This window comes from Lactobacillus sp. MRS-253-APC-2B, assembly GCF_012843675.1.
Taxonomy (GTDB): Bacteria; Bacillota; Bacilli; order Lactobacillales; family Lactobacillaceae; genus Limosilactobacillus; species Limosilactobacillus pulli.
In genome coordinates this window covers 16705-30540 of record NZ_JABAFO010000011.1, presented here as the reverse complement: position 1 = coordinate 30540, position 13836 = coordinate 16705, and the positions used below count along the sequence as shown (strand labels likewise).

The following is a 13836-nucleotide window of genomic DNA, read 5'->3' as shown; positions in this document are numbered from 1 at the left end:
CTAATGTAAAAAATGTGTAAATATAGCGTAAAATCATCGGAATTTATCGAAATTTTGTAAACATTGCGTTTTAATTAGACTTGGAAGAGAAAAGGGGATGGAAAATCATGGAGCAGCGACACTTTCTGCTCATTAGCAAAGATATGGCTTTATACGGAGCAATTGCCGCCGCGTTTGCGGATGAGGGTTGGCTGCTGCACCAGACGACCACCGCGGTAGAAGGGGTTGCTAAAATAAAAAAACACCCATACGGTGGTATTCTATGGGATTTTGACGCTACACCATTGGATACGATTTTAGCAACGCTGGACGTCATGCGTCAGATGATGAATGGTCCGATTATTATTATGGGTGAAGCATTTAAGCCTAAGGTTCGTCGCAAGCTGTTTCGTTTTCATGCTGATGACTGCCTGCCAAGATCGCTTAACGATGCTGAGCTGTTGGTGCCGCTGATCAGACAGCGCTTATGGGTTTACGATCAGTTAAACGTGGAACAGTCGACAGCCGATAAGCCGCGGCGACCGCAACGTGATGACGTAACGATTGGCAATTTAAGGCTTGATTTTAATCATCGCTGTGCCTATGTGAATGATCAAAAGGTGATTTTAACGCCCAAAGAGTTTAAGCTGCTAAAATACCTATATGACAATCGCAATCAGGTTATCAGCCGTGAACAATTGTTGAATGGCGTTTGGAACTATGATATTTTAGGTACTTCCCGCATGGTTGACATCCATATTAGCCATCTGCGCGATAAAATAGAAAAAGATCCGCACAATCCAGAATGGATCAAGACTGCGCGCGGCTTTGGCTATCTTTTTGATACGGCTCATTTGGATAAGTAGCTTTTCTGTGTCATAATTGTCATAAACGATAATTTAAAGGAGAAGAAAATGGCATTTCCTTTTAAAGTGGTCGCTTTTGACATGGATGGCACGTTTCTGCGCGATGATAAGACGTTTGATCGCAAATTGTTCAGCCAGCTGTTGGATCGATTGTTGGCGCAAGATGTGCATGTCGTCGTGGCCAGCGGTGATCAGTATGAGTGTCTATTGAAATACTTTCCAACTCGTCATGAACAGCTGACTTTTATCAGTGAAAACGGCGCGCATATTATTGACCATGACGAGGAGCTGGTGGTGCAGACCATGGATCCCACGGTAGTTAGCGAACTGATTCCGTTTATGGTCGACAAAATGGACCTGGTACCGTCACTTTCTGGTCATCAGCACGGCTATATCTCGCCAAACGTTTCAGCATCGCAGTTAAAGCGACTACAGTTCTATTTTCCCAATCATGTTTTGATAGATGATTTCAAGCAGCTGCCCGCCGATCGTTTCTATCAAATATCGTTTGTCGTTGAGCCAGACAAACTGAAAGAACAGCTGCAGGCCTTGCGCAGCCGGTTTGGCAAGCGGTTAAAGATTACGCCAAGTGGCAATGGCTCAGTTGATTTAACGATTCCTGGCGTTGATAAGGCCCAGGCGCTGCAAAGGATGCTTGCTCAATGGCAGCTGACGGCTGATGATCTGGTGGCGTTTGGTGATGGCGGCAATGACGTCACCATGCTTAAAATGGCCAGAGTCGGTTGGGCAATGCAGAATGCCAGCAAAACCGTCAAACTGGCGGCTGATTTTACGGCTGATGAAGACAATAATCATGATGCCGTTTTGCATGTTCTGCAATCCTATCTGTAATCAATTCAATTATAAGCGGCCTTTTGTATGTTTGTCATGCGGAAGGCTTTTTTAGAGGTGATCTAATGCATCAAGAATCGCTTTTTGAACAACCAAAACAAGAACCATTGGCTAGTCGCATGCGGCCCCAGACTCTGGATCAGATCGTTGGCCAACAGCATCTTTTGGGAGCCAATCAGATGCTGCGTCGCTTGATTGATGCTGATCGCGTGCCTTCCATGATTCTTTGGGGACCGCCTGGCGTGGGCAAGACGACCTTGGCACGGGTCATTGCTCGGCATACCAAGTCAGAATTCATCTCATTCAGCGCCGTTACCAGCGGCATCAAAGAAATTAAAGAGATTATGGCCCAAGCACAGCAAAATGCTGATTATGGACAGCGGACGCTCGTATTTGTCGATGAGATTCATCGTTTCAACAAAGCACAGCAGGATGCGTTTTTGCCTTACGTTGAGAATGGCAGCATCGTATTGATTGGCGCGACGACTGAGAATCCATCATTTGAGATTAATTCAGCTCTGCTTTCGCGCTGCCGGGTCTTTGTGCTGCAGCCGCTGTCGACTGATGATCTGCAAAAGATGCTGCAGCGCGCGACTCAGACTGGGTTTTCGCGTCCCATTCAAATTGATGACCGCTTATTGAAACAGGTGGCGATTTTTGCGGATGGTGATGCGCGCACGGCCCTCAACACACTGGAAATGCTGGTTGACAACGGCACGCTTGATGAAAATGGTCGGTTTACGGCAGCAGACAATCTGTTGGAGCAGCTGCTTGGGCATAAAACGCTTAAATACGACAAAAAGGGCGAAGAACACTATAACCTGATTTCGGCGCTGCATAAATCCATGCGCAATTCCGATGTTGACGCGGCAATCTATTGGATGACGCGGATGTTGGATGGCGGTGAGGATCCATTATACATTGCCCGACGTTTGGTACGCTTTGCCAGCGAAGATGTTGGCTTGGCTGATACTAATGCGTTAAATGTCGCGGTTAATGTCTACCAGGCCTGTCAGTTCTTGGGGATGCCAGAATGCAACGTCCACTTGACGGAATGCGTAATCTATCTGGCAACTACCCCTAAGTCCAATGCCGTTTATGAAGCTACGCAAAAAGTTGCCGATGACGTCAAAAATACAGCCAATGAGCCGGTACCGCTCCAGATACGCAATGGCACCACCAAGCTCATGAAGGAACTTGGCTATGGCAAAGATTACCAGTATGCCCATGACACGGCGGCCAAAATGACTACGATGGAGACGATGCCGGCCAATCTCATAGGACATCAGTATTATTACCCAACCGAGCAGGGCAACGAGATTCGCTTTAAGCGACGCTTGGCCCAGATCAAAAACTGGAAGCGGCAGCACCAGAATCATGATGGGCAGTCCGATTAAAAGACCGGCGCATACCAAAAAAGGGCATTCTGCTGAGCAGGGTGTCCTTTTTGGTATCCATTCATATAATATTTAGCGACTAGCCATCCATGACGATGCCACCGTCACAGTCGCCAATCTCGCCAGTAATAAAGCTGGCCGCGTCACAGCCGAAAAACAGAATCATCTGCGCAATCTCAGCAGGTGCCGCACCACGGCCAAGTGGAATCATGTTTAAAACTCGCTGTCTTTTTTCGGGATCGGCTTCCAATGCGGACGTCATGCCAGTGTGGGTAAAGGAAGGGCAGACCGCGTTGGCATAGATGCCATACTTAGCTCCTTCTTTAGCAATTGCCTTGGTAAAGCCGTTCAAACCAGCCTTCGATGATGCATAGGCCGTTGTTCCCAACAAACCGCCACCGATTTTGCCGGCTACGGAAGAAACATTGACGATTCGGCCGCCGCTATTTTGCTTAAAGTGTTCCCAAATGGCATGCACGGTATTGAATGGGCCAGTCAGATTAACAGCCAAGGTGCGATCCCATTCAGCCGGCGTCAGCTCATCAAACGACTTGGTACTGATGATCCCAGCCACGTTGATTAAAGTATCGATGTGGCCAAAGTCATTAAGGATGCGTTTGAAAACAGTCGCAACCTCATCACGATTGCTCTGGTCCATGGCGTAGGGGCGGGCATGTTCACCCAGCTCAGCTGCAACTTTCACCGCATCGTCAAACTCCAGACCAATTACTGCTACCGAGCCGCCGCCAGCAATGACACCCTTGGCGACTTCTTTGCCAATACCACCAGTTGCCCCGGTGACGATTACGTTTTTACCATCATAGTCGTAGCGCATCACGATTCCCCCTTAAAGTCAAAGTCTAGTATTGAGTCAATTATAGTCCCAAATTAAGACAATGATGACTTGATTTTTAATCGACAAGTGATAATTTACCTTAACTAAAGTCTAAAAAATAACAGACAAATCATCCAGCGGCTTTATCAAAACGCAACCATAATTAAGATCTATATGTATCTTCCGTATTAGTTTGACTTTCAATCTTAAAAGTGGAATAATTTGTTCTCGATATCCATAAATGCAATTGAATCAAAGATTTGTTTTGATTTAGGAGCGGCAGCTTGATGATCGTTGCCGGATATCGTTGATCATCAGAGAGAGAGGAATTGATATCATGACAAAGAAGGAAGTCGTAATGGCCATGAACGATGCGGTACTGGTTCGCATCAACGATTGGCGCTGTGCACAAGCCTATCTGATTCAAAAGGTTTTGAATGATGGCAAAGTACTGCTGCGGCGAGCAAACGTTTCAGTTGACGGTCAAGCCGTACCAACTGAAGAAACTAAAAATGTCGCTTGGAGCAAGTTGGAAAAGCTGCAGTTTGACTTTTAGTTTTCTGATAATGCAATTTAAAGGATCATCTGTCATTGTGACAGGTGATTTTTTATTGACATTAACTAAAAGGTGAATAAGACTTTGACAGAGTCGCCCAGCTGACTGACTTATCCATGAACTAGGACGTTAGGCAACGATAGCTGTCTGATTTCCAGCATTAAGGCTTGTGGTGAGTCTTGATCGCGGTGAGAAAAAGCCGTGTTCCTGGTCAGTCAAGTGCGGTTTTGATAAGTTAAGGCACGACCCGATGCGCGTTTGCAATATCCCATCCACAGTCAATCAGGCTCGACAACCTGAGAACCAAAGTGGAACGTCACCAAAAACGTTCGCCGTGATGCCGCAGTGATGTGGCTATAAGCATTGAGGCCGGTTCGAGTAGGTCAAGGCGACTTTTACTATTACACAATCAATAGAAAAATGCTTATGCTGACCAAAAGATGGTGGGTACTGATCCCAGCCCGTGCCATGTTAAAGCGACAAGAGGTTATGATCGACGGGTCATGGCTAAGCCTTGTCGAGCACGTTGCCTAATCAACTATCAAAGCTAAGCTACGCAAACCAATGCACAGGCTGTTATGCCAGGGCGACTCATCAATTGAATGAATCAATTAGTTTGAGTGGTGTCAATATGGGTTCGAGTCCCACTACTGGCATAGTCAAAAAGAGCCCATGGGATGCTTGATGCGTTTCATGGGCTCTTTATTTTATTCAATTGTCGGATGCAGCATCTTAAATTGATTATGTTCTTCAAACAATGCAGCCAACTGCAATAAATCCAGTTCACGCCCTTTATTGGCAATCAATTGAATACCTTGGGGCAAGCCATCTTTTCTAATGTGGGTTGGCAAAGAAATCGCTGGTTCGCCAGTCAGATTGGCTGCTTGGGTAAATGGCGTTTTACTCAGCGAATCAAGCCATTGATCATAAATCAGCTGCTGCTGTTCTTTTGGTGCCAGCTGATCGATATGTCTAAGCTGCTCGTCAAAGTCGGCAGTATGCTGCGGCTCATTGATACGATATGGACGGGTAGCGGTTGTGGGTGTCAATAGCACGTCAAACTTTTGATGAAGCTGATCATGCAACGCTGCAGCTTTATCCCAAACATTTAAGGCTGCGATATATTCAGCGGCTGAGATGTTTTTGCCGGTTTGCCACAGTGCCCAGGTAACCAGTTCAATCTCATCCGGACCAATCGGACGTTTTAATGAGTGTTCGATCTGAGCAAACATGGCGGCCGTTTCGCCTTCATTCATTAGATAATAGCTGTCGATCAAACTGCGGCCATCAATTGGATCTTCATATGGCTGACAATCAAAGCCCATTTGCTGCAAGAAGTCAACGGCATCCAAAACCGCCCGAGTTGCATCTTCGTCGACTGTCGTATCAACAGGGGAGACTGTGGTCCAGCCGATTCTCAGCCGTGGGGTTGGCAACAATTCCATCGTGCCAGGTTTAAACAGCTTGCTTAAGGGTGTTTGAAAGACGGCACTGCTTTGTACAGTCTGCAAAGTATCCAATAATAGCGCGGTATCTTTAACCGAACGCGTCAACGCAAAATTGATTGATGCTCCTTGCCAGGAACGCCAACTGCCTGGTCCAACCGGCATGCGGCCGCGCGTTGGTTTTAAACCAATAACGCCACACCAGCTAGCCGGAATTCTGATTGAGCCGCCACCATCATTGCCCGCGGCGACTGGTACCCAGCCAGCTGCCACGGCCGCGCCGGCACCGCCTGATGAGCCACCGGTCGTGAACTGCGGATTCCAAGGATTGCGAGCTGGACCAAAAAGTTTGGCATCAGTAATGTTCTTATAGCCAAATTCAGGAAAGTTTGTCTGACCAATAATGATGAAGCCGGCATTTTGGAGCGCTTTGACAAAATTGTCGGTTTCATTAGCCAGCTGATGGCGAAATAGCCGGCTGCCATTAGTGTCGGGTTCGCCCTTCATTCGTTGGCCAAGTCCTTTTAGCAGCAGGGGAACGCCTAAAAACGGCTGGCCATGATCTGCCAGCTGGTCGGCTTTTTTTAAGGCTGCCTCTGTTCTTAAGTGAATAACGGCATTAAGGGTGGGATTTTCTGCTTGAATCTTAGCTAGTGCCATTTCAACCAGTTCACGACTGGTAAGCTGGTGTTGGCGAATCATTTCTGCTAAGCGGTAGGCCGGCAACGTCAGTAGATTCATTAAAACCACTCCTTTCAGTTTGTTAATATATTGGCCCTTTACTAAGCGGCGTCTCCAGAATTGACCATAGCCTTTGCGCGTTGGGCGTCAGCAGGCGATTGGCACGAGCCGCCAGTGAAATGATGAACTCGGGCTGACTACCATCCGTCAAGGGCAAGGCCACCAAGCCATCATTGGTATCCAGTGCCAGATCCGTCAGAAAAGAGATCCCAGAATTGTTCGCGACCAACGCTTTTAAAATCTGCACGTCGCTGGTTTTAAAAACGATTTTGGGACGTACGCGAGCCAAACGCGCAGCCTGACGGAAAGCCTGGGCATGGACATATTCATCATCAAGCGTGATAAACGGATATTGCGCGGCTTGAACAAATGATACGCCCTCTTTAAAAGCTGCCAAAGGATGATTTTTTGCCACGATAATTTTAATCGGTGCCTTATCAATCACACGGGCTCGCAGACTCGGCTGTTGAAATGGCTGCAGCGATCCTAGCAATGCCAGATCAAGCTCGCCGTTTGCCAGCAGTCGCAGCAGTGAGGCCGAACCGTGATCAACGACTTCCAGCTGATTAAGCAGGCCCGCCTGCAGCAGCGCTGGAGTGAAGCGGGGAAAGTACCAGCTGCCGATGATTGGCGGCAGACCAAAGCTGATGCGTTCATGTTTGGCACGGGTCAGCTCCTTTTGGGCAATCTCAAGCTCTTCAATCACGCGCTGCACGTGTTGGTCAAACTGAAGGCCAGTACTGGTAACCTTCAATTGATGATGCGAGCGATCACGCATGAAAAAAGTCGTTCCAAAGCTTTCTTCAAGTCGTTTGATGGCCATGGTGACGGTTGGCTGACTGATATTGAAATCTGCTGCGACCTGGGAAAAATTTTTGGTTCTAACCAAATCATGATAATAATATAATTCTTTAATATTCAACCTGAATCACCGCCATAATTGGATTTTAATTTATCATATCAAAAAAATTTATAGATTTGGGTATATTTGACTATGTGATTGGTCGGTTTTTATAATCGGTTGCGAGATGAGAGATAAAAGATGAATTTTGTTGAAAGAAGATGAAGTCTAATGCGCGGATTTCAAATCCTAAATGATCCGTTTTTAAATCGCGGTACGGCTTTTACTGAAGCTGAGCGGCGTAAGTATGGCTTGATTGGCCTTTTGCCGCCCCGTGTCAAAACGATTGATGAGCAGGCTGCCGAAATGTATGCACTGTACCAAAGTAAGGGATCACTGATTGAAAAGCGTCATTTCTTAATGGAGATCTTTAATCATAACCGGACGCTGTTTTTCAATCTGATGGTTCGGCACATTGATGAATTTATGCCGATCGTCTATGATCCAGTAATTGCCGAAGCGATCGAACGCTACAATGAACGGTTCATGCAGCCGCAAGATGCCGCTTACCTGACGATTGACGATCCCGATACGATTGAACAACGCCTGCAGAACGCGGCTGATCAGCGCGATATTCGGCTGATTGTCGTTACCGACGCTGAAGGTATTTTAGGAATCGGCGACTGGGGCGTTAACGGTGTGGACATCGCGGTTGGCAAGCTCATGGTCTATACGGCAGCAGCCGGCATTGATCCACAGCAGGTACTGCCGGTCGTAATTGACGCGGGAACAGATAATCAGCAGCTGCTGGCCGATGATGAGTACTTGGGAACGCGTCATAAGCGGTTGACGGGTGATCAGTACTTTGCATACATCGATCGTTTTGTAAAGGCGGTTGAAAAGCTATTTCCTCACAGTCTGCTGCATTTTGAGGACTTTGGTCGCGGCACGGCTGCTCGGATTCTGGACAAGTATCAGGATCGAATTCTGACGTTTAACGATGACATTCAAGGCACTGGCATCATTGCGCTGGCAGGTGTTTTAGGGGCGCTTAAGATCTCTGGTCAAAAAATCACTGAGCAGCGTTTCTTGACGTTTGGTGCTGGCACAGCCGGAATGGGAATCGTTAAGATGCTGTACAACGAGCTCATCAAGCAGGGACTGAGCCCGAAGGAGGCTAAGCGGCATTTCTATCTGGTGGATCGGCAAGGACTGCTTTTTGATGATACGCCAGGACTTACACCTAAGCAGCAAGCATTTGTTCGTTCACGGGATGAGTTTGCCGATGCAGGCAGGCTTACGGATTTGACTGCGATCATCAAAGCGGTTCAGCCAACGGTAATGATTGGCACGTCAACGGTTCATAATGCCTTTACCGAAGCTGCCGTTAAAGAGATGGCCAAGCATGCTGCCCGCCCAATCATTTTCCCAATCTCCAATCCAACCGAAAAGATCGAAGCTATGCCAGAGGAACTGATCAAATGGACCAATGGCAAGGCTCTGGTAGCAACGGGAATTCCCAGTGCTACGGTCGCATACCAAGGCATCGACTACCAGATCGGCCAGGCCAATAATGCTTTGATCTATCCTGGCGTAGGATTTGGTGCTTTGGCCGTTAATGCACGAGTTATCAATGATGAGATGCTGGCCGCAGCTGCTCATGCGCTTGGCGGTTTGGTTGACGTCAAGGTTCCCGGGGCACCAGTTTTGCCGCCAGTTAGTCAGCTGACTGAATTTTCCAAGAAAGTTGCGCTTGCCGTGGCCCAGTCGGCAATTGACCAGGGCTTGGCACAAACTGATCTCAGCGCGGAACAGGCAGTTGCGGCAATGCACTGGCAGCCAGAGTACCAGCCGTTTGACCAGCTGTTGGCAAACTATCGTAAATAAGAAGACTCAAAATAAAAACAGCGTCAGATTCGAGCTTACTAAGCCGAGTCTGACGCTGTTGCCGTTTCTGATTAATTTTAGTAGACGGCTCCTTCATAAAAGTTAAACGAAGGCTGATTAAAATTAAAGCTGGCCAGCTTACTCATCTTGATGGCGTTGTCAGCAAAGCCCCATGACATCAGGTTGATCGGCTTGCCCCATTCTTCATCAGGAATTACCAGCAGCACATACTTGCCGTGCGCCTTTGCCCAAGCAATTTCGGTTCCCATGCCAACGTCTTCTTCATCTGGGATGTAAACAGCCAGCGTGGCGTCGGTGGTAGTGACGCCTAAGCAGTCGCCCTTAAAGGTAGCCGTAGCCCATTCCTTATCATGCAGGTATTCTGGGTGCTCATCGACGCGAATGTTCTTGTACTGATGCTGCAGAGGAACATAGCTGTTTTCGACGTCAATGGTTGGGTTTTGCTTGATTGCTGTCATGGCTGTTTGATAGGCTTTGTTTTGCTTATCAGTAAACCAGCCAGCGCAAAAATAAATGGTTTTGCTCATCATTATCTCTCCTTTGATCAGAATCGACTCGTTTTTGCTTAAGTCAAGAAATCTATTTTACCATAAATTTGCAGAATAAGGATCGGCATCAGTTTTCAACTTGTTCCACAAAACGCGTTATAATCTTTATAGGAAATCGATGCACCAAAAATATGCACAAACAGGAGGCTGAATGATGAAAACTGTATTAATAACTGGCGGTACGGCTGGCATTGGCCTGGCTGCCACCAAGCTTTTTTTGCAGAATGGCTGGCAGGTTATGATGGCCGCGCGCAATGCCGATAAGGGGACAGCGGTAAAAACGGAGCTGGCAGCTGAATTTGGAGCCGCAATTGATTTTTGCCAAGTCGATGTCAGCGATGAAAGAAGCGTTGCCGCACTGCATGACTTCACTGTTGAACGCTTTGGCACGATCGATGCATTGGTTAACGATGCCGGAATCGTGGTTAAGGGTCGGTTGCATGAAACAAGTCTGGATGATTGGGAACGGGTCTTCGCGGTCAACGTGCGTGGTACCTTTTTGATCAGTAAGGCGTTCTTGCCTGATATGATTGCCAGCCATGCTGGGACGATCGTTAACATTGCCTCAGTTTCAGGGATGGCCGGTGATTACGCTATGACGGCCTATAATGCTACCAAAGGGGCGATTATCAACATGACGCGGGCCATGGCGATGGATTATGGACCACTTGGAATTCGCGTTAACAGCGTTTCACCTGGTCCAACCAACACGGCTATGTTTCCTCAAACAATGAAGGAGCGCTTTAGCCAAAACAGTCCGTTACAGCGTATCGTGGAACCAAGCGAGGTTGCGGCGGCAGTCTACTTTATGTCGACGGAAGCATCCAGTGCGATTACCGGTGAGAACATCCCCGTGACAGCTGGTTTTGAGATTGGTACCGGCCAGCCAAAACAGGCTTGATCAAGGCTGAGCCTAGGCGGTTGATTATCATTATTCGCCTGAAGTATTTAGACGTAAAAAGATCATGAACCAGTTCGGCCCATGATCTTTTAATTTTATTGATTTGACGAAGCTTGTGCCGTCAGAGCCTGCTTTTGCGAAGACTGTTGAGCAGCCATCTTCTTTTTGAGCTGCTTTAACTGAGATGGTGACAGCACCTGCCAGTTTTCAGGAACGGTTACAACGCTCTTTTGACTAACCAGCTCACCGGCTTGATCGCCAATATTGAGCCAGAACTTAGCCGTATCGTTTTTCCATTCCCAACGTACGGTAGTTGTTTTGACGGTTGCATGGTCGACATTGGCTTTTTTCAAGGTCGACTGCTTTTTAACCGTTTCGACAATGTGCTTTTTTTGCGGAACAAAATGAGTTGAGGCTTTAACAGCTTGAGAGTCGCGATAAACCATTACCCAGTGCTTGGATTTGGTGCCCAATTGTTTGGCGACCATGATCTGCATTGGTGACTGGCCACCAGTTGCTGAATAGATTTGGTGCGTTTCAACGATGGTTTCTTTTTTCGTCCCATAATGGTCAGAGAAGTTCAAGGACATGATGCTTACGGCAGCAACCAAGGCAATTGAGCTGGTCAAACCGATCAGCCAGCGCCAGGTGCGATTATTGATCAGCGTCCATGACAAAATCACGACAATGACTAACAGAAAAATCAGATAGATGATCATATGCTGCGGTCCTTTCTATTTATTGGTTTGCCGATTGGCTTCTTTTAAAAACATAACAACGATCATGCCAATTACGGCAAAGGCCAGGCCAACCTGGAAAGCCAATCGGAACCCATCCATTGAAGCATCTAGCGTCTTGGCAGCATATTTTAATGGGTCAGCCAGTTTGAGTGCCATTCCAGGCTTATGATTATTGATGGTGTTTTGCGTTACTGAGGTTAAAAGCGCTACCCCAACGGATGAGGCAATTTGACGTGCAGTATTATTAACCGCCGTTCCATCGGCAGCCTTAGCTTTAGGCAAGACATCCATAGAAAGTGAGGTCAATGGCATTAAGACCATCGCCACCCCGATCATCCGAATTGTGTACATTAAGGTGATGGCTAAAGAAGGCGTTGAGGCCGTAATAAAGGCAAATGGAATCGTACCAACGGAAAGTACCAACAGACCAGCCACACCGACGCGCTTGATGCCTGCCTTGCTGTATAAAATACCGGCAATTGGCGATAGGAACCCAATGAATAAGGCCCCCGGCAGCAGTGTCAGACCAGAGTCAAGGGCCGACATGCCATGAATGTTTTGCAAGTAGGTTGGCAGCATCATTTCGACCCCCATCATGGCCATCATGACTGCTGAAACAGCAATGGTTGCCACCGAGAAGTCCCATGATTTAAAGACGCGCACATCCAAGAAAGGTTTTTCCATCTTAAGCTGGCGCCAGATAAAGACAATAATTAAGAGCAGTCCAATTACAATTGGCGCATCAACCGCTAATAGAGCTGACCAGCCATCATTAGAAACATTGGTAAAGCCAAGCAGAAACAGACCGAAACCAAAACTGGACAGCAACAGTGACCAGAAGTCGAGTTTGACGTCTTCGTTAGGAATAATATCGCGCATAAAAAATGGCAACAGAACCAAGACCACAACCAAAATTGTAATTGGCAGATAAAAAATTGCCTGCCAATTATCGGGCAGCGTAAATCCCAAGAAGTGATGTGAACGGTTCAAAATCCATCCCGTTAACGTTGGTCCGCTTGCTGGTGACATCCCGACGACCAGTCCCATCAGACCCATGGCAAAGCTGCGTTCTTCTTTGGAGTAGATGTTGACAATGGCAATCTGTAAAAGTGGCATACTGATCCCAACCGCTGCCGCGGCGATTACTCGACCAACAACGAACATCCACCACATGTCATGTTTTTCAGGCGTCAGGTAGGTTACTAGAACCCCAATCAGCAAAAATGCATAGGTGATGATCGTCAGTGGCTTGGTTGGTACCTTTTTAACCAAGTAGGAAGATACCGGCACCATCACACCCAGCGCCAACAGAAACCAGGTCGTGGCTTGCTGAGCGGTATTAAGGTCGATGGAGAACTTATCCATTAAGGTAGGCAATGCCGTACCTAATGTTGACTGCATCAAAGATCCAGCCAAAGTGGCAATCAGCATCAGCACAAACATAATCGTGCGGTGATATGACCGTCCGTGAATATCGACGGCTTGTGTTTTTGTCATATTGATTCCTCCTCGTATTGAACAGCAATTAATATAACGAATTTCAAATGCGACTCACAGCCTAATTTAAATCATTTTGTGGCAAATAAGACATGTTGTTTTAAATTGGCGTTTTTTCAATAATGAAATATTATAAAATCAATGCAAAAGGAGGAAAATCATGCCCTACGAAAATAAAACCAACTATACGAGACGGCAATTACAAAATGCCATGATTGAGCTATTGGAAGAAAAACCTTTTGAAAAAATCACGATCAACGATATTGCAAGTCATGTTCATGTCAACCGCAGCACGGTTTACCGCTACTACGATGATAAGTATGATCTGCTAGAAACGATTGAAGACCAGTTGCTGGCTGAAATGAATGACTTACGCGACAGCTTCAACCCACTGGCTGATAGGCTCCCATTAGCCGATGGACTTGAGATTTTAAAAGTTCATTTCAAGGAATTTCACGCACTGTTGGGGCCAAATGGCGACCGTAATTTCGAAGCCAAGATGCTGGAAGGCTTCAGCAAGCGTTTTAATGCCCTGATTCCTAATGACTCGCCAGAAAACGAACTGGCTAAATCGGTAATTGGAGCGACTGGTTTTGCATCCCTTAAATACTGGCTGTTTAATTCTGATAAAATAGATGGCAATCAAACGATCGAAGTTGCTGAAAAAATCCTAACCAAGGGTGCCCTAACCTATATCCGTAGGCTTGCTCAGCATAATCAGCAGTTTTAA

Annotated in this window: 13 protein-coding genes; 7 read left to right on the top strand and 6 right to left on the bottom strand. The window is 46.9% G+C overall.

Annotation, left to right across the window (positions count from 1 at the left end):
- Positions 1-107: 107 nt before the first annotated feature.
- The 3 genes from HF864_RS06655 (at position 108) to HF864_RS06645 (ending at position 3094) form a co-directional block, all read left to right on the top strand.
- Positions 108-845, top strand: coding sequence for a response regulator transcription factor (locus HF864_RS06655; protein ID WP_169462211.1), 738 nt, complete (start codon positions 108-110; stop codon positions 843-845).
- Between the two features lie 48 nt (positions 846-893).
- Positions 894-1697: a Cof-type HAD-IIB family hydrolase gene (locus tag HF864_RS06650; RefSeq protein WP_169462210.1), complete on the top strand. Its 804-nt coding sequence runs from the start codon at positions 894-896 to the stop codon at positions 1695-1697.
- Positions 1698-1762: 65 nt separating this feature from the next.
- Entirely contained in the window at positions 1763-3094 is a 1332-nt protein-coding gene (locus tag HF864_RS06645; RefSeq protein ID WP_169462209.1) for a replication-associated recombination protein A, read from the top strand.
- A 79-nt stretch (positions 3095-3173) separates the two neighbouring features.
- Here HF864_RS06645 and HF864_RS06640 read toward each other — a convergent pair whose 3' ends face one another.
- Entirely contained in the window at positions 3174-3929 is a 756-nt protein-coding gene (locus HF864_RS06640; RefSeq protein ID WP_169462208.1) for an SDR family NAD(P)-dependent oxidoreductase, read from the bottom strand.
- Between the two features lie 337 nt (positions 3930-4266).
- Between HF864_RS06640 and HF864_RS06635 the strand changes: the two genes are divergently transcribed.
- Complete coding sequence (locus tag HF864_RS06635; protein WP_006501002.1) at positions 4267-4485, top strand: hypothetical protein; 219 nt, start codon at positions 4267-4269, stop codon at positions 4483-4485.
- Positions 4486-5192: 707 nt separating this feature from the next.
- Here the strand turns inward: HF864_RS06635 and HF864_RS06630 are convergent.
- The gene (locus HF864_RS06630; protein WP_169462207.1) at positions 5193-6671 is read right to left on the bottom strand and encodes an amidase; all 1479 of its coding nucleotides are present in this window, start codon (positions 6669-6671) and stop codon (positions 5193-5195) included.
- A gap of 22 nt (positions 6672-6693) precedes the next feature.
- The gene (locus tag HF864_RS06625; protein WP_169462206.1) at positions 6694-7593 is read right to left on the bottom strand and encodes a LysR family transcriptional regulator; all 900 of its coding nucleotides are present in this window, start codon (positions 7591-7593) and stop codon (positions 6694-6696) included.
- A gap of 150 nt (positions 7594-7743) precedes the next feature.
- On the opposite strand from HF864_RS06625, the gene HF864_RS06620 reads away from it, so the two are divergent.
- Positions 7744-9399 carry a malolactic enzyme gene (locus HF864_RS06620; protein WP_169462205.1) on the top strand — a complete coding sequence of 552 codons (1656 nt, stop codon included), beginning with the start codon at positions 7744-7746 and terminating at the stop codon, positions 9397-9399.
- 77 nt (positions 9400-9476) lie between these two features.
- Here HF864_RS06620 and HF864_RS06615 read toward each other — a convergent pair whose 3' ends face one another.
- Complete coding sequence (locus tag HF864_RS06615) at positions 9477-9950, bottom strand: nucleoside 2-deoxyribosyltransferase (RefSeq protein WP_169462204.1); 474 nt, start codon at positions 9948-9950, stop codon at positions 9477-9479.
- A 172-nt stretch (positions 9951-10122) separates the two neighbouring features.
- On the opposite strand from HF864_RS06615, the gene HF864_RS06610 reads away from it, so the two are divergent.
- Positions 10123-10869, top strand: coding sequence for an SDR family oxidoreductase (locus HF864_RS06610; protein WP_169462203.1), 747 nt, complete (start codon positions 10123-10125; stop codon positions 10867-10869).
- Between the two features lie 95 nt (positions 10870-10964).
- Here the strand turns inward: HF864_RS06610 and HF864_RS06605 are convergent, their stop codons facing one another.
- Complete coding sequence (locus HF864_RS06605; protein WP_169462202.1) at positions 10965-11588, bottom strand: DUF4811 domain-containing protein; 624 nt, start codon at positions 11586-11588, stop codon at positions 10965-10967.
- A 15-nt stretch (positions 11589-11603) separates the two neighbouring features.
- Positions 11604-13106: a DHA2 family efflux MFS transporter permease subunit gene (locus tag HF864_RS06600; RefSeq protein ID WP_169462201.1), complete on the bottom strand. Its 1503-nt coding sequence runs from the start codon at positions 13104-13106 to the stop codon at positions 11604-11606.
- Positions 13107-13266: 160 nt separating this feature from the next.
- Between HF864_RS06600 and HF864_RS06595 the strand changes: the two genes are divergently transcribed.
- Positions 13267-13836 carry a TetR/AcrR family transcriptional regulator gene (locus HF864_RS06595; protein ID WP_169462200.1) on the top strand — a complete coding sequence of 190 codons (570 nt, stop codon included), beginning with the start codon at positions 13267-13269 and terminating at the stop codon, positions 13834-13836.

Bases quoted from the DNA above. Each gene is read 5' to 3' on its own strand.
- HF864_RS06645 (WP_169462209.1), top strand. From the start codon at position 1,763: ATGCATCAAGAATCGCTTTTTGAACAACCAAAACAAGAACCATTGGCT.
- HF864_RS06640 (WP_169462208.1), bottom strand. From the start codon at position 3,929: ATGCGCTACGACTATGATGGTAAAAACGTAATCGTCACCGGGGCAACT.
- HF864_RS06610 (WP_169462203.1), top strand. From the start codon at position 10,123: ATGAAAACTGTATTAATAACTGGCGGTACGGCTGGCATTGGCCTGGCT.
- HF864_RS06650 (WP_169462210.1), top strand. From the start codon at position 894: ATGGCATTTCCTTTTAAAGTGGTCGCTTTTGACATGGATGGCACGTTT.
- HF864_RS06630 (WP_169462207.1), bottom strand. From the start codon at position 6,671: ATGAATCTACTGACGTTGCCGGCCTACCGCTTAGCAGAAATGATTCGC.
- HF864_RS06635 (WP_006501002.1), top strand. From the start codon at position 4,267: ATGACAAAGAAGGAAGTCGTAATGGCCATGAACGATGCGGTACTGGTT.
- HF864_RS06605 (WP_169462202.1), bottom strand. From the start codon at position 11,588: ATGATCATCTATCTGATTTTTCTGTTAGTCATTGTCGTGATTTTGTCA.
- HF864_RS06655 (WP_169462211.1), top strand. From the start codon at position 108: ATGGAGCAGCGACACTTTCTGCTCATTAGCAAAGATATGGCTTTATAC.
- HF864_RS06620 (WP_169462205.1), top strand. From the start codon at position 7,744: ATGCGCGGATTTCAAATCCTAAATGATCCGTTTTTAAATCGCGGTACG.
- HF864_RS06600 (WP_169462201.1), bottom strand. From the start codon at position 13,106: ATGACAAAAACACAAGCCGTCGATATTCACGGACGGTCATATCACCGC.
- HF864_RS06615 (WP_169462204.1), bottom strand. From the start codon at position 9,950: ATGATGAGCAAAACCATTTATTTTTGCGCTGGCTGGTTTACTGATAAG.
- HF864_RS06595 (WP_169462200.1), top strand. From the start codon at position 13,267: ATGCCCTACGAAAATAAAACCAACTATACGAGACGGCAATTACAAAAT.